General features: G+C 63.2%; 12 protein-coding genes. 5 read left to right on the top strand and 7 right to left on the bottom strand.

All coding sequences use genetic code 11. The annotated features are described in order from the left end of the window. On the top strand, nucleotides 1-1,368 hold the full coding sequence (locus ABAC460_RS40550) for a PleD family two-component system response regulator (RefSeq protein ID WP_023454508.1): 1,368 nt from the start codon (nucleotides 1-3) through the stop codon (nucleotides 1,366-1,368). Here the strand turns inward: ABAC460_RS40550 and ABAC460_RS40545 are convergent. The 3 genes from ABAC460_RS40545 to rpmG form a co-directional block, all read right to left on the bottom strand. Beyond that, nucleotides 1,352-1,810: a hypothetical protein gene (locus ABAC460_RS40545; RefSeq protein ID WP_023454507.1), complete on the bottom strand. Its 459-nt coding sequence runs from the start codon at nucleotides 1,808-1,810 to the stop codon at nucleotides 1,352-1,354. The two genes, ABAC460_RS40550 and ABAC460_RS40545, sit on opposite strands and share 17 nt — an antisense overlap. Nucleotides 1,811-1,892: 82 nt before the next feature. Beyond that, on the bottom strand, nucleotides 1,893-2,345 hold the full coding sequence (locus ABAC460_RS40540) for a hypothetical protein (protein ID WP_023454506.1): 453 nt from the start codon (nucleotides 2,343-2,345) through the stop codon (nucleotides 1,893-1,895). 180 nt (nucleotides 2,346-2,525) lie between these two features. Next, complete coding sequence (gene rpmG, locus ABAC460_RS40535; protein ID WP_006274996.1) at nucleotides 2,526-2,693, bottom strand: 50S ribosomal protein L33; 168 nt, start codon at nucleotides 2,691-2,693, stop codon at nucleotides 2,526-2,528. A gap of 188 nt (nucleotides 2,694-2,881) precedes the next feature. Here rpmG and ABAC460_RS40530 point away from each other — a divergent pair, with 188 nt between their 5' ends. From ABAC460_RS40530 to ABAC460_RS40520, 3 genes are read left to right on the top strand one after another with little or no spacing between them, the layout of a single operon-like run. After that, nucleotides 2,882-3,370, top strand: coding sequence for a cupin domain-containing protein (locus ABAC460_RS40530; RefSeq protein WP_023454505.1), 489 nt, complete (start codon nucleotides 2,882-2,884; stop codon nucleotides 3,368-3,370). Further along, nucleotides 3,367-4,194 carry a helix-turn-helix transcriptional regulator gene (locus ABAC460_RS40525; RefSeq protein WP_023454504.1) on the top strand — a complete coding sequence of 276 codons (828 nt, stop codon included), beginning with the start codon at nucleotides 3,367-3,369 and terminating at the stop codon, nucleotides 4,192-4,194. Before ABAC460_RS40530 ends, ABAC460_RS40525 begins: the two co-directional genes overlap by 4 nt. A gap of 26 nt (nucleotides 4,195-4,220) precedes the next feature. After that, a complete protein-coding gene (locus ABAC460_RS40520; protein WP_023454503.1) occupies nucleotides 4,221-4,781 on the top strand; it encodes a hypothetical protein in 561 nt (186 codons plus the stop codon). Between the two features lie 150 nt (nucleotides 4,782-4,931). Here ABAC460_RS40520 and rnr read toward each other — a convergent pair whose 3' ends face one another. The 3 genes from rnr to dprA form a co-directional block, all read right to left on the bottom strand. Next, a complete protein-coding gene (gene rnr / locus ABAC460_RS40515) occupies nucleotides 4,932-7,274 on the bottom strand; it encodes a ribonuclease R (RefSeq protein ID WP_023454502.1) in 2,343 nt (780 codons plus the stop codon). Nucleotides 7,275-7,322: 48 nt separating this feature from the next. Further along, on the bottom strand, nucleotides 7,323-9,935 hold the full coding sequence (topA, locus tag ABAC460_RS40510; protein ID WP_023454501.1) for a type I DNA topoisomerase: 2,613 nt from the start codon (nucleotides 9,933-9,935) through the stop codon (nucleotides 7,323-7,325). 343 nt (nucleotides 9,936-10,278) lie between these two features. Then, complete coding sequence (gene dprA, locus ABAC460_RS40505; protein ID WP_023454500.1) at nucleotides 10,279-11,397, bottom strand: DNA-processing protein DprA; 1,119 nt, start codon at nucleotides 11,395-11,397, stop codon at nucleotides 10,279-10,281. A gap of 244 nt (nucleotides 11,398-11,641) precedes the next feature. Here dprA and ABAC460_RS48475 point away from each other — a divergent pair, with 244 nt between their 5' ends. Beyond that, nucleotides 11,642-14,434 carry a beta strand repeat-containing protein gene (locus tag ABAC460_RS48475; protein ID WP_023454499.1) on the top strand — a complete coding sequence of 931 codons (2,793 nt, stop codon included), beginning with the start codon at nucleotides 11,642-11,644 and terminating at the stop codon, nucleotides 14,432-14,434. A gap of 51 nt (nucleotides 14,435-14,485) precedes the next feature. Here ABAC460_RS48475 and plsY read toward each other — a convergent pair whose 3' ends face one another. After that, entirely contained in the window at nucleotides 14,486-15,124 is a 639-nt protein-coding gene (plsY, locus tag ABAC460_RS40500) for a glycerol-3-phosphate 1-O-acyltransferase PlsY (RefSeq protein ID WP_023454498.1), read from the bottom strand. Nucleotides 15,125-15,131: the final 7 nt, after the last annotated feature.

The following is a 15,131-nucleotide window of genomic DNA, read 5'->3' as shown; positions in this document are numbered from 1 at the left end:
ATGACCGCGCGCGTCCTGATCGTCGACGACATTCCCGCCAATGTTCGCCTGCTCCAGGCCAAGCTGGAGGCTGAATATTTTGAGGTCATGACCGCCCATGACGGTCAGCTGGCCCTCGACATGGCCGTCGAGCATCAGCCTGACATCATCCTGCTGGACGTCATGATGCCGGAAATCGACGGCTATGAGGTCTGTCGCCGGCTGAAGGAAGCGGCCGAAACCCGCCATATCCCGATCATCCTGATCACCGCCCTGGACGGCCGTGACGATCGTTTGTCGGGCCTGGAAGCTGGCGCCGACGATTTCCTAACCAAGCCGGTCGACGATGTGATTCTGATGGCCCGCCTGCAGGCCCTGGTCCGCCTCAAACAGATGGCCGACGACCTGCGCGCCCGCGAAGCCTCGTCACGCCGCGCCGGGCTGATCGACAACGACGTCTACCAACGCCAGATCTCGGCCACCGGCAACGTCCTGGTGCTGGACGACAATGTCCGCCAAGCCGAACGCCTGATGGTGCAACTGGGCGAGGATCATCGCTGCGCCTACGAGACCGATCCCGCCAAGGCGTTGAAAATTGCCGCCGGCCGGGTCGACCTGGTGGTGTTGAATCTCCTGTCGAAATCCTTCGATCCGCTGCGCTGGGTGGCGCAACTGCGCTCGAATGAAGCCACGCGGCAACGCCCGGTCCTGGCCATCGTCAATGTCGAAGAACGCAAGCAGATGCTTAAGGCGCTGGAACTGGGCGTCAATGACGTGGTGCCGCGTCCGGTCGACATGCAGGAGCTGCGGGTCCGCGCCAAGACCCAGATCCGGCGCAAGCGCTACGGCGATTTCCTGCGCAACATCCTGGACCGCAGCCTGGAACTGGCCGTCACCGATCCGCTGACCGGCCTGAACAACCGCCGCTTCCTGGATCACCAGCTCAGTGTCCACCTGTCGCGTCATATCAAGGGCGGACCGGTGGTGTCGCTGCTGATGCTGGACATCGACTTCTTCAAGAAGATCAACGACGGACACGGCCATGACGCTGGCGATGAGGTCCTGCGCGAATTCGCCCGCCGGGTGTCGCTGTCGGTCCGCGCCATTGACATGGCCTGCCGCTACGGTGGCGAGGAATTCGTCGTGCTGATGCCGGAAACCGAGGACCGTGACGCGCTCAACATCGCCGAACGCGTCCGCTCCCAGATCGCCGATCAGCCTTTTATGCTGGCCGACGGCCGGAAGCTCGAAGTTACCGTGTCGGTCGGGGTGTCGACCTCACAGGGGCTGGGTGATTCGCCCGAAACCCTGATCAAGCGCGCCGACGAGGCCGTTTACGAAGCCAAGCAGTCAGGCCGCAACAAAGTCGTCGTCAGGGCTGCGGCGTAGCGGCCGGCTTGGTCCGAACCAGACCTTCCACGAGATATTTCACCAGGGCCAGAGACTTGCCGGTGTATTCACCGCAGGCGGCCGCGCCATTGTCTTCGGTCGGCGCCACACCCTCATTGAGCAGGTCATGCCAGCACAGGGCCGGATCAGCGCAGGCGGCTTTCGCCGCGGTCTCGGCGCTGGTCGTGAACGAATCGGCGGTGGCTGTGTCGGTCAGGGACAGGGTGACGTCGTGGACCAGCTTGCGGCCTTCGTCATAGGTATCGGCGCCCTGAAAGTGCTGGCAGGCATAGGTGATCATTGTCAGGCTCATCATCGCATCGGGCAGCTTTGCGGCATAGTCCTGATAGGTGACCGGCGGGCCGGCCGTCTGGGCCTGGGCCGCCGGCGCGAATCCGGCGGCGGCGACCAGCGCGAAGAACAATAGGTGCAGATGCTTCATCGAAAACTCCGGACGTCATCGCTACGCCATCACGGCGACGAAATCCAGAGCACGAACCGGAGGCACGAAAAAGGCAGGTACGTCAGCAACTGCGATCGGCTTCGGAAATACCTTCGATCATCACATTGGTGACTTCCAGAAGCACGCCGGCGGCATCGGCGACGGCCTGCGGGTCCTTGGCCGGATCGGCCTTCCTCAGGGCCTTCTGCGCCAGTTTCAGGTCTTTGCAGATGATCTTGTTCTTGTATCGGGCGGCGATGTCATCACCCGCTGCGCAAAAATACTGCTGCCCCTGCTTGGCCCAATCGGGCATGTGACCGCCATACTTGACGATGTCACCGGTCAGCCCCTTGCAGGCACCTTTTAAACGGCTGCCGATATTATCAACCGTGACATCGTCCGATCCGACGGCATTGACCAGCGATTCGGTGCGCGCCAGCCATACGGCCGTGCTGGCTTCGTTGAAATCAGCCGCGAAGGCAGGCTGGGCGAACAGCGCCAGGGCCGATAGGGTGAGGAGGGATTTGCGGAACATGCGGGCACCTGTGGCTGGAGAGGACCAAGGCACCCTAGCGATAACGGTCGTTATGTCAGCTTACAAAGCCTGTCATGCCGGCACGAAAAAGCCGCGTCCGAGTCAAACAACTCAAGAACGCGGCGTTCAATCGTCTGCTGGGCGAGGAGACTTCGCCTGGATAGCAGCAGAGGGAAGATCCTACTTGATCTTGCCTTCTTTGAAGTCGACATGCTTGCGCACGACCGGATCGTACTTCTTCAGTACCATCTTCTCGGTCTTGGTGCGGGCGTTCTTCTTGGTGACGTAGAAGAAGCCGGTGTCCGCCGTCGAGTTCAGGCGGATCTTGATGGAGGCGGGCTTCGCCATGGCTAAAGTCCTTAGAGTTACGGTCGCACGACAGGTGCGCGGAAAATAAGAGCGCGGAACATACTCACGGAGCCGGTAAAGTCAACCGCCAATCCCCCACTTTGGCGGAATTTTTGCGGCGGTTGTGCCAAAGGGGTGATTGACAGGTCGTGCCCCTGGGCTTCACTGGGGGCAGGAGGAGCCGACCCATGGACACATCTTCGCCCGCCAAACCCGTTGCCGTCAAGGCCCTGGAGGTCGCACCGCGCACCCGGCCGTCCAACTATCCCGAACCCTATTTCTCGATGATGGCCGGGCGTGAAAAGCGCACCCTGGGTGATCTGTTCGGGCTTACAAGTTTCGGCGTCAACCTGGTGCGCATCTCCCCCGGCGGCCAGTCGGCCCTGCGCCACTGGCATACCCGCCAGGACGAGTTCATCTATGTCGTGTCCGGCCGGCCGTTGCTGATCACCGATGCCGGCGAAACCCAACTTGAGCCCGGCATGTGCGCCGGCTTCAAGGCCGGCGTCGCCGACGGTCACCAGCTGGTCAATCGCAGCGGCGACGAGGTGGTCTATCTCGAGATCGGCGACCGCACCCCGGGCGATGCCGCTTCCTATCCCGACGACGACATCCAGGCCAACCAGGTCGAGGGCCAGTGGGTCTTTACCCACAAGGACGGATCGGCCTTTACATGATCTTTCGCGAACAGGCCCCTTCACCGGAATTTGCCGCCGCGATCGACCGCTTCTGGTACTTCGAGCCGGAGCCGAGCGATCCCGAAAGCTACGAACACATCATTGTCCCGGAAGGCACGGCAGGCCTGTGCCTGATCGAACCCATACCGCAGATCGGCGCCTTTATCAGCCTGACCGGGCCGGCCTCCACGGCGGTGCGTGTGCCGGTCCAGCGCGGCCTGCGCTACTGGGGCGTGCGCCTCTGTACGGGGGCGGTGAGGGCGGTGCTGGGGCTTGAGGCTGAGGCGCTCGTCAACCGGATGGCCTTCCTGACGGAGGCCGTGCCGGCCCTGGGGGCGGAGATGATGACCACCTGTCGCGATGCGTCATCCCTGGCTGAGTTCGCCGCGCGATTCGAAGCCGTGGTGCGCAGCCATGTCCAGCCGGATCGGCTGGACCCTGCTGTGGCGGAGATGGTTGGCCGGATGCATGCCGGCGACGGGTTTACGCCTCTGGCGGATATCATGGCGGGGTTCGACGTCGGCGAGCGCCAGTTGCGGCGGCGGTTCCTGAAGGAGACCGGCCTGACGCCCAAGGTCTATGCCCGGCTGCGTCGGGTGCGGCGGGCCGTGGTCGACCTGGCCTATGAGCGCCCGAAGCAGGTGGCGGCGGTGTCCTATGACCATGGCTATGCCGACCAGCCCCATTTCACGCGCGAGCTGAAGGCGGTGTTCGACCTGTCGCCGCATCAGTTGTCGAGCTATCTGCATCAGATACGGCTTTTCAACGTTCAGGAGGTCGAGGATGTCCGAAACCTTCAAGCCGGGCGTAATGCGGCAGAGTAGACTCCCGCCAACCTCAGGAGAAGATTATGTTCAAAGCTATCGTATGCGCCGCTGCCATAGCGGCCATGAGTGTTTCCGCCGTCTGTGCCCAGGAGGCTGCCAAACCTTCGACCAATGCGGCGGCGATCGCCAAACTGGACGGCATGAAGGGCGTGTGGAAGGGGCCGGCCAAGGGCTTCAGCCAGAGCGGTCCGTTCGAGCTGACCCAGACCGAGCGCGTCGGCAACATGCTGGGCGGCGATGTCCTGGTCGTCGAAGGCCGGGGCTACAAGGCGGATGGCAAGCTGGAGTTCAACGCGTTCGGTATCGTGTCGTGGAACAATGAGACCCAGAAGTACGAGTTCCGCGCCTATAACGGCGGACGTTCCGGCACCTTCAAGTTCGAAGTGACGGAAACGGGCGCTGTGTGGGAAATGCCGGCCGGACCGACAGCGCGCATCGTCAGCACCATCACGCTGACCGGCGATACCTGGCGCGAGGTTCAGGAATATGTCGCCGACGGTCAGCCGCCGCGGCAGTTTTTCGAGATGAACCTGAAGCGGGTGTCCGACACCGAATGGCCGGCGGCCGGGGCGGTTGCGCCGTAAGGTTTTTTACCACGGACCACACGGACCACACGGACTTCAGGGTTTGCATGAGAAGCCGCGCAGCGGCAGTTGCAACAAAAGATAAGGCCGCTACGCGGCGTCAAATCTGCCTCAAAGTTCGTGTGGTCCGTGTGGTCGGTGGTTTAAAATCTATCTTTTCTTCTTCTTTTTCATATTCTTGACGCCGGGCTTCGGGCCTTTCGGCTCGTCACGGAAGCCCGGCTTTTTCGTCGGCTTCCCGCGCACGTTCGGCGTCTTGGTCCGGTTGCGCAGACCTAGCCTCGGCCGCGGCGCCCCGGGCTCGCCGACCTCCGGCTCGCTCAAGGCCTTGAACACCAGCCCGCCGGTGATCGGCATGGCCTCCATCAGTTCGACCTCGATCGACGCCCCCAGCCGCCAGCGATAGCCGTGGCGTTCGCCGATCAGGGCGTGCTGGACATCGTCATGGACGTAGTAGTCGTCACGCAGCGACGACACGGGGATGATCCCGTCGGCGCCGGTATCCGTCAGCTTCACGAACAGCCCGAACCGCGTTACCCCGACAATCCGGCCCTGGAAGGTCGCCCCGACCTTGTCATGCAGATAGGCGGCGATATAGCGCTCGATCGCCTCGCGCTCGGCCTGCATCGACCGCCGCTCGGTGGCGGTGATGTGCTCGGCCGTGTCGCTCAGCGTCTTGATCTCGTAGTCCGTCAGCCCGTCGTCGCCCAGCTTCAGCGCCCGGATCAACGCCCGGTGCACCACCAGGTCGGCATAGCGCCGGATGGGCGAGGTGAAGTGGCCATAGTGATCCAGGTTCAGCCCGAAGTGCCCGAAATTCTCCGGGCTGTAATGGGCCTGCATCTGGGTGCGCAGGACGACCTCGTTGATGATTTCGGCGTGCGGTCCGTCCTTCTGCGACTCCAGCAATTGGTTGAACCGTGGCGTGCGCGGTGGCTCGCCCTTGTTCCACGGCAGCCCCAGGGTGCCCAGGAAGTCGGCCAGGTTGGTGATCTTCTCCAGGCTTGGCGCCTCGTGGACGCGATAGATCAGCGGCGTCTTGTGCTTTTCCAAGGTCTCGGCGGCCGAGACATTGGCCTGGATCATCATCTCCTCGATCAACTGCATGGCATCCAGCGATACCCGCCGCTCGATCTTGGTGACATTGCCCTCGGCATCAAGATGGACGCGACGCTCCGGCGAGTTGATCTGCAGCGGCTGGCGGATCTGGCGGCCGCGCGTCAGGCAGGCATGGGCCGCCCACAGCGGCTTCAGCAGGCTGTCGAGGATCGGGCCGGTCTTGTCGTCAGGATTGCCGTCGATCGCCGCCTGCGCCTGCTCATAGGACAGCTTGGCGGCCGATCGCATCAGCCCGCGGACGAACTTGTGGCCGATCTTCTTGCCGTCGCGATCGAAGACCATGCGCACCGCCATGGTGGCGCGGTTCTCGCCTTCCTGAAGGCTGCACAGGCCGCTAGACAGCACATGCGGCAGCATCGGCTCGACGCGGTCCGGCAAGTAGGTCGAATTGCCCTTGTCGCGGGCGTCGCGGTCCAAGCTGGAGCCCGGCGTGACATAGTGGGCGACGTCGGCGATGGCGACCCACACCACCCAGCCGTCGGGATTGGCGGCATCGTCGTCGGCATGGGCGTAGACGGCGTCGTCATGGTCCTTGGCGTCGATCGGGTCGATGGTGACGAAGGGCAGGTCGCGCAGGTCGGTGCGCTTGCCCAGGTCCGGCGCCTTGGCGGCCTTGGCCTCGTCCTCGGTCGAGGTCTGGAACCCGACCGGCAGGCCGTGGCTGTGGATAGCCATGACCGAGGCGATCTTGGGCGAATCCTCCTTGCCGATGACCTCCAACACGCGGGCCGGCTTGGGGCCGTAGCGGTGCGTGCCGCCGACCGGGGCCGCGACCACGACATCGCCATCCTCCAGCGTATCGAGGTTGCTGCCGGTCAGGATGTAGCTGTCCTTTTCCTTGCGGTTGACCGATTCCAGGCGGATTTCGCGCTTACCGATGCGAACCACGCCGACCAGTTTCGGCGCGCCCTGGTCCAGGACCTTGATCAGATGGGCAATCCAGCCATCGGCGGTCTTCTCGAAACGGACATAGAGCCGGTCGCCCAGCTTGGGCGGGGTCTGCTGGACGGATTTCTTGAGCGGCGCCAGGCGGGCCAAGGGCGTCGCCTGGTCGGGCTTGCCCCACTTGGCCCATAGTTCGCCGTCGATATCCTGTTCGACCACCTCGACGACGCCGGTCTCGGGCAGTTGCCCCATGGCGCCGAAGGTCTTGCGGCCGCGTTTGTCGAGCTTGCCGCCTTCGGCCAGGGCTTTCAGGCGCTGGCGCAACGCGCGGCGATCTTCGCCTTTGAGGCCGAACTGTTTGGCGAGGTCACCGACATCGACTTCACGCGAGGCCTGCAAAGCTTCCAAAAGGGTTTTGTCGTCCGGCAGTCCGGACGGGGCGCGCGGGGCATCTGCCTTGACCGCGCGAAAAGGTTTCTTCTGTTTCATTCCCCCTAATGTAGGGATTCGTTGGCCCGGACGCAATCGCGGACGTGATTACGCCGTTTTTGCCTTCTTGGCCGGGGCCTTTTTCGCGGTAGTGGCCTTCTTGGCAGCCGGTTTCTTGGCAGCGGCCTTCTTCGCCGGCGCCTTCTTGCTCACAACACCGCCCTTGGCGGCGATCAGCGCCAACGCCTGTTCGACTGTCACCGTCTCCGGCGTCATGTCCTTGGGCAGGGTGGCATTGACCTTGCCGCACTTGACGTAAGGGCCGTAACGCCCGGCCATGACCTGGATCTTGTCGCCGCTTTCCGGATGGTCGCCCAACTCCTTCAGAGCCGCTGCCGCACCGGTTCGGCCGGGGCGTCCACCGCCGGCGCGCTTCTCGGCGATCAGGGTGACGGCGCGGTTCAGGCCGACTTCGAATATTTCTTCAAAACCGGAAAGGTTGGCAAAGGTTCCATCCGAAGCCACGAAGGGACCGAACCGGCCCAGGCCGGCCGTGATCGGCTTGCCGTCCTCGGGATTGACCCCGACCGTGCGCGGCAGGCTCAACAGCTTCAGCGCCCGCTCCAGGTCGATCGTGGCCGGTGGCCACGCCTTGGGCAGGCTGGAACGCTTCGGTTTATCCTCTTTCGATTCGGCTTCACCCAACTGCACATAGGGTCCGAAGCGGCCGATCTTCAGCGAAACCACCTTGCCGGTTTCGGGATCGGTGCCCAGGTCACGATCGCCGGAAGCCTCGGCATTGCCTTCGGAATCGGGCGAACCGACCGGGCGGGTAAATTTGCATTCCGGATAGTTGGAGCAGCCGATAAAGGCGCCGAACCGCGAGGTCTTCAGACTCAGCAAACCGGTCGAACAGGTCGGGCAGGCGCGCGGGTTCGACCCGTCGCCCTTGTCCGGGAAGATGTGCGGCCCAAGGGCCTCGTTCAGCGTATCCAGCACCTGGGTGACGCGCAGTTCGGTCATGCCGTCGGCGGCGGCGTGGAAATCTTTCCAGAAATCGCGAAGTAACTGTTTCCAGTTCAGTTCACCGGCCGACACCAGGTCGAGCTTCTCTTCCAGGTCCGCCGTAAAGTCGTACTGGACATACTTATGGAAGAACTGGTCGAGGAAGGCGGTGACCAGGCGGCCCTTGTCCTCCGGGATGAAGCGGTTCTTGTCCATGCGGACATAGGCGCGGTCGCGCAGCACGGTCAGGATCGAGGCATAGGTCGACGGCCGGCCGATGCCCAGCTCTTCCAGCTTCTTGACCAGGGTGGCTTCGGAATAGCGCGGGGGCGGTTCGGTGAAGTGCTGGGCCGGCTTGACCTCGTGGACCTGGGTGGCGGTGCCGGCACGGACGGCCGGCAGGCGGCCGCCTTCTTCATCGTCCGAGTCATCCTTGCCTTCTTCGTAGACGGCCAGATAACCGTCGAAGGTCACCACCTGGCCGGTGGCGCGCAGGCCTGTCTGCTTGTCCGACGACAGGATGCTGATGACCGTATTCTCGACCCGGGCGGCTTCCATCTGCGAGGCGACGGTGCGCTTCCAGATCAGCTCGTACAGCCGCGCCTGGTCGGGATCGAGGTTACGCAGCGTATCGGGTCGGCGGAACATGGAGGTCGGGCGGATGGCTTCGTGGGCCTCCTGGGCGTTCTTGGCCTTGACCTTGTAGTGGCGCGGCTCAGCCGGAACATAAGCCGCACCGAAACGCTCGCCGATCATGCGGCGGTTTTCGGCGATGGCATTGGGTTCGATAAAGACGCCGTCCGTCCGCATATAGGTGATCAGGCCGGTCGTCTCGCCGCCGATATCGACGCCTTCATACAGCTTCTGTGCTGTCTGCATGGTGCGCGAGGCCGAGAAGCCCAGCTTGCGCGCGGCTTCCTGCTGCAGGGTCGAGGTGGTGAAGGGCGGGGGCGGGGTTTTGCGGCCGGGCTTTTGCTCAACGTCTTCGATGGCAAAGGACGACTTCTGGATGGTGTCGCGGGCGGAATGGGCCAGGGCTTCGGTGTTCAGGTCGAACTTGGCCAGCTTCTTGCCGGCCAGTTGCACCAGACGCGCCGTAAACGGCGGCGACGCAGCCGAGACCTCGGTCTCAACGGTCCAGTATTCCTCGGTCCTGAACTTTTCGATTTCGATCTCGCGGTCGACGACGATCTTCAGCGCCACCGACTGCACCCGTCCGGCCGAACGGGCGCCCGGCAGTTTGCGCCACAGCACCGGCGACAGCGTGAAACCGACCAGGTAATCGAGCGCGCGGCGGGCCAGGTAGGCCTCGACCAGCTCCATATCGAGATCGCGCGGCGCTGCCATGGCCTGTTGCACGGCCGACTGGGTGATGGCGTTGAAGGTCACGCGCTGGACAATCTTGTCCTTCAGCACCCGCTTCTTTTGCAGAACCTCCAGGACGTGCCACGAAATAGCTTCCCCTTCGCGGTCGGGGTCGGTGGCCAGGATGACACGGTCAGCGCCCTTCACTGCGTCGGCAATGTCGCTGAGTCGTTTCGACGACTTGGGATCCATGTCCCAGATCATGGCGAAGTCTTCGTCGGGTTTCACCGAGCCGTCCTTCGAGGGCAGGTCGCGGATGTGGCCGTAGGAGGCCAGGACCGTAAAGCCCTTGCCGAGATACTTGTTGATGGTTTTGGCCTTGGCCGGGCTTTCAACAATAACGACGGTCATGAAGTCTCTTTAAACTGGAGCGCATCCCGAAAAGTGCGACGCACTATTCGGATAAAGATGCGCGTTAAACAAAAGCCTAGAGCGCCGATCCGACTCTTCCGGATCGAAACGCGCTCTAGGCGGTTTCGCGCGGGAGGGGAGGAGGCGACGCGGCGCCCTGGCAGCCGAACCGGCTATCAATGGCAGGCATACATGCTAATCGATTCCGTCTCTGTCAACGGTCAGAAGTGGAGACGGGTAATAAACAGGTGGCTGCACATACAGGAAAACGCACCGGATTTGTATAAAAAATCAAAGATTTGCGGCAGGGATATTTTGTAACGGCCGGGTGTGACATTTCCTGTCAGCGGGCGATATAGCCGCCTTCGATCTCGACGATCAGGCCCGCGACCTCCAGTTCGCACAGGGCGCTGAGCGCGACATGGACCGGCGCGCCGCTCAGGCGGATAAGCTCGTCTCGCGAAACCGGGGTGGCGCCGGCCAGTTCGCGCAGTCGCCGGGCGGCCTTGGCGATATCGGCGTCCTGGCCATCGGTCGAGAAGATCATGGGCGGTACCGGACCCCGTGGTGACGCCGGCGCAAAGACGCCGAACTGGCTTTCCAGCACGCGCAATATGTCCTCGGCGCTTTCGCACAAGGTGGCACCCTGGCGCAGCAGGTCGTTGCTGCCGCGCGCCCGTGGATCCAGCGGCGAGCCCGGTACAGCGAAGACCTCGCGGTTCTGTTCCAGCGCCAGCCGGGCGGTGATCAACGAGCCCGAGCGCAATTCGGCCTCGACCACGACCACGCCCAGCGACAGGCCCGAGATCAGCCGGTTACGGCGGGGAAAGTCGCGCGCCTGGGCGGTGTAGCCGACCGGACTTTCGGAGACCAGCAGGCCCTGTTCGCGCAGGCGGCCGTACAGGGCGGCGTTGTCGGGCGGATAGACATCGTCGATGCCGCCACCCAGCACGGCGATGGTGCCGGTTTCCAGTGTCGTTTCATGCGCCCGCGCATCGATGCCGCGCGCCATGCCCGACACCACCTGAAATCCAGCGGCGCCCAGTTCGTGGGCCAGAATCTGCGCCATCTTCTGTCCGGCGGCCGAGGCATTGCGCGCGCCGACGATCGCTACGGCGCGGGTCTGGGCTTTGAGCGGCCCCAGGGTCCACAACACCGGCGGGGCGGCTTCGACCTGGCTGAGCAGAGCAGGGTAATCGGCATCTCCCAGCAGGACCAGTCGGGCACCGATCGCCTGGCCCCGCGCCAGCTCCTGGTCCACCAGCGCCTGCGCCGCTGGTGTGAAGTTACCACCGGACGACTTGACCGCGTTGGGGAGTTCCTTCAGGGTGCGCTCAGCCGAACCAAAACGCGCCATCAGATTGGCGAAGTTCACCGGCCCGACGCGGTTCGACCGCGCCAGCCGCAAACGCGCGTAGCGTTCGGCTTCGCTGTCGGCGGCGGCGATTCGTTCGAAAGGCAAAAAAGGCGTGCTCCGAAATCTGCAACGGCGACGCTAACAGGAGAGGGGGGCCGCCGCAAGGTGGTGGACATGCCCGAATTGTGATTCGCGTCTCAGGTATGGCGGCTTGAATCGTCATAAAGGCGCGGTAAAAGCATAGCGGGCGGATATAGAGTTTCAGTAGCGTACGAACCATACCTTGCCCGACGCGCTCCGGAAATTGGCGCCTGTATCGGGCCTAAATTCGATTTTCGGAGATTTTTGTATGACCTACATTTACGGCAACACCGGCACCAACGGTGTCACGGGTACCGCCGGCGTCAATTCGACCAGCGGCTCCGTCAACGGTACGGCCGGCGGCAACGCCTCGGCGGGTACGTCGGGTCAATCCCTGACCTTCCTGATGGACCAGGATGACTGGGATCCCACCCTGATCCTGGTCGGCGGCGGCGGCGGCTACGGCGCCAACGGCGGCTACGGCGGCGCGGGCTACTACACCACCACCAACAACTATAACGGCGGCGGCTACCTGGTATCACGCAGCACCGCCGTGTCCGACGGCGGTAATGGCGGCGTGGCCGGCAAGGGCGGCAATGGCGGCCACGCCACCCTGACCGCTTCGAACCTTGTCGCCCTCGATGCGCAACACCTCGAAACCCAGGGCGGCAGCGGCAATTACGGCTACACCGGCGGTGGAGGCGGCAGCACCTATGCCGGCTATTACGTCAACAACCCCTATGCCAACGGCTACTATGTCGGGCCAAACCTCTACTATTACGGCTATACCGAAACCCAGGCCGGGGGCTATGGCGGCCATGGCGGCGCCGGTTCGGCGGGCGGCACCGGAGGTAATGCCACCACAACGGCGGACGCCATCACCTTCATGGCCTATTACACCACGGTCCGGGCCTATGGCGGAGCCGGCGTTGGCGGCGGCAGCGGCGGTTACGGAGGCAACGGCGCCCATGGCGGTGACGGTGCTGTCGGTGGTGCCGGCGGCAATGGCGGAAAGGCGACGGTCAATGTCACCAACAGCTTCGGCAACTTCTATGGTTCCATTACGCTGACGGCCCAGGGCGGTGCCGGCAGCTACGGTGGTACGGGCGGCAATGGCGGCACCGGCCAGACCGACAGTTACAATTATACAGCCCCCGGCACCTATACACTGACCACGACCTACGATCACGGTTCGGGCGGCGTCGGCGGCAAGGGCGGCAACGGCGGTTCGGCCGTCATCAACTACACTGGTAACACCCTGGTCGGCGACAATACCGGTGAAACCTTCTACCTCTACAACACCATTTCTTCCGGCCTGCGCGGTGTCGGCGGTGTCGGCGGATACCATGGCGGGACCACAACCCGGGCCAGCAGCGGCGCCAACGGTGTCACCGGGGCGACCGACCTGACCATTTCCGGCAACACCTTCGACGGCGGCGCCGGCAATGACACCTTTTACTTCTACATCCTTCACACTTCGGCCGACCAGTCGAGCTATGGCAGCCTGGGTGCGATCGTCGTCGACCTGAACGCGGGCACCTTTGTCTTTGGCGGTAACAGCAACGCTCTCCTGAATGTCGAGAACGTCACCATCAACGTGCTGGAGCGCTACTACAACGTCTCCAGCGTCCTGGTCGACGCCACGCCGGGCGTCTCCCTGACCGGAAGCAACACCAACAACATCCTGTCGACCGCCACCGGCAATGATAGCCTGTGGGGCCTGGCCGGCAATGACTCCCTGGACGGTGGCATCGGCGCCGACGCCATGAACGGCGGCGCGGGCGACGACACCTTCGCGGTCGATAATGCCGGCGATATCGCGTCCGAAACCACATCGGGGAGCGACTCTGGGGGGTACGACCTGGTCAATGCCTCGGTGACCTACACCCTGGCCGACTACATCGAAGCCCTGACCCTGGGGGGCTCCGTCAATATGGATGGCACTGGCAACGCCTCTGATAACGTCATCAACGGCAATTCGTACATCAACGTCCTTAATGGCCTGGACGGCAAGGACCGCATCTTCGGCGGTTACGGCAATGACACCCTGAACGGTGGGGACGGCAACGACTATCTCGATGGCGGTAATGACGTCGACCGGCTGGTCGGCGGTCTGGGTGACGACACCTTCATTATCAATCAGCTCGGCGACCTTGCGGTTGAGGCGGCGGGCCAGGGTAAGGACACCGTCATCACGAGCATCACCTACTCGCTGGTCGGCCAGGTGATCGAAAACCTGACCCTGGGTGGCTATGGCAATATCGACGGCACCGGCAACGGTGTTGGCAATCTCATCATCGGAAACTATTACAACAATGTGCTGAATGGCGGCGCCGGGGCCGATACCCTGATCGGCGGCAACGGCAATGACACCTATGTCGTCGATGTTGCTGGTGACATTCTCTCCGAAGCCCCTAGCCAGGGCACGGATACGGTCGAATCGTCCATCACCTGGACATTGAACACCAATCTGGAAAACCTGACCCTGACGGGCGCCGCCAATATCAACGGTACCGGCAATGCAGGCAACAACGTTCTGACCGGCAATTCGGGCACCAATGCCCTGGCCGGCGGGCTGGGCAATGACAGCTATTATATCCAGAACGCTGCCGACACGATCAGCGAAGCTACCGGCGCCGGTACCGACATCATCTATTCGTCGGTCAGCTATACGCTGTTCGGCGCGGTCGAGACCCTGGCCCTGACGGGTGCGGCCAATCTGGACGCCACCGGCAACTCGCTGGTCAATACCCTGATCGGCAATGACGGCAACAACATCCTGAACGGCAAGGGTGGCGCCGACACCTACACAGGGGGCCTGGGGGCGGACACCTTCCTGTTCCAGACCAGCAGTGGCGCCGACCGGATCACCGACTTCAGCGCGGCGCAGAACGACTTGATCAACATCAACGCCTATTCCGGCGGCGTGGTGAACGGCGGCGGTGTGACCATCACCGACGCCGGCGGCGGCAATACACTCATCACCATGGGCGCCAACAATATCACCGTTCTCGGCGTGGCCTATAATGATGCCGGCCTGTTGAGCCACATCATCTGGTAAGGGCAGGGATCGCGAAACGAAAAATCCCGGCTGCTCGCAGCCGGGATTTTTTTATGTGTCTTTCTTCGCGCCGATCTTCGGTTCCTCGCCCTTGAGCAGGCGGCGGATATTGTCGCGGTGGCGGATATAGATCAGCACCGCCATGAACAGCGCCATGCCCAGGAACGGGTAGGGCTGATCCAGGAAGAAGGCGAGGGGCGCGATAAGCGCAGCGGCCACCAGGGCCGACAGCGACGAAATCCGGAAAATGGCGGCCGTCAGCAGCCACAGGCCTCCTGCGATCAGGCCCATCGGCCAGGCGGCGCCGAACAGGGTGCCCATGAAGGTGGCGACGCCCTTGCCGCCCTTGAAGCGCAGCCACACCGGGAACAGGTGGCCCAGAAAAGCCGCCGCGCCGGCCAGCGCCATGGCGATCTGGCGGACATCCTTGTCAGAGCCCGCCAGGAAGGTGAACAGCAGGGCCAGTCCCACGGCGGCCGCGCCTTTGCCGGTATCGCCGACAAAGGTGATCAGGGCCAGGTCCTTGCGACCCGTCCGCAGTACATTGGTGGCGCCGATATTGCCCGAGCCGACGCTGCGGATATCGATGCCGGCCAGCTTTGTTGACACATAGCCAAACGGGATCGACCCCAGCAGGTAGCCACCGGCCAGGGCGAGTCCATAGGTCAGAAGATCAGGAGGGATGTTCAAAAGGATC

The sequence above is a fragment of the Asticcacaulis sp. AC460 genome, from assembly GCF_000495795.1.
GTDB lineage: Bacteria > Pseudomonadota > Alphaproteobacteria > Caulobacterales > Caulobacteraceae > Asticcacaulis.
The sequence above is the reverse complement of the archived record's forward strand: the minus strand, read 5'-3'. Positions and strand labels throughout refer to the sequence as shown.

Bases quoted from the DNA above. Each gene is read 5' to 3' on its own strand.
- ABAC460_RS40520 (WP_023454503.1), top strand. From the start codon at position 4,221: ATGTTCAAAGCTATCGTATGCGCCGCTGCCATAGCGGCCATGAGTGTT.
- ABAC460_RS40525 (WP_023454504.1), top strand. From the start codon at position 3,367: ATGATCTTTCGCGAACAGGCCCCTTCACCGGAATTTGCCGCCGCGATC.
- ABAC460_RS48475 (WP_023454499.1), top strand. From the start codon at position 11,642: ATGACCTACATTTACGGCAACACCGGCACCAACGGTGTCACGGGTACC.
- ABAC460_RS40545 (WP_023454507.1), bottom strand. From the start codon at position 1,810: ATGAAGCATCTGCACCTATTGTTCTTCGCGCTGGTCGCCGCCGCCGGA.
- topA (WP_023454501.1), bottom strand. From the start codon at position 9,935: ATGACCGTCGTTATTGTTGAAAGCCCGGCCAAGGCCAAAACCATCAAC.
- rpmG (WP_006274996.1), bottom strand. From the start codon at position 2,693: ATGGCGAAGCCCGCCTCCATCAAGATCCGCCTGAACTCGACGGCGGAC.
- ABAC460_RS40550 (WP_023454508.1), top strand. From the start codon at position 1: ATGACCGCGCGCGTCCTGATCGTCGACGACATTCCCGCCAATGTTCGC.
- rnr (WP_023454502.1), bottom strand. From the start codon at position 7,274: ATGAAACAGAAGAAACCTTTTCGCGCGGTCAAGGCAGATGCCCCGCGC.
- ABAC460_RS40540 (WP_023454506.1), bottom strand. From the start codon at position 2,345: ATGTTCCGCAAATCCCTCCTCACCCTATCGGCCCTGGCGCTGTTCGCC.
- ABAC460_RS40530 (WP_023454505.1), top strand. From the start codon at position 2,882: ATGGACACATCTTCGCCCGCCAAACCCGTTGCCGTCAAGGCCCTGGAG.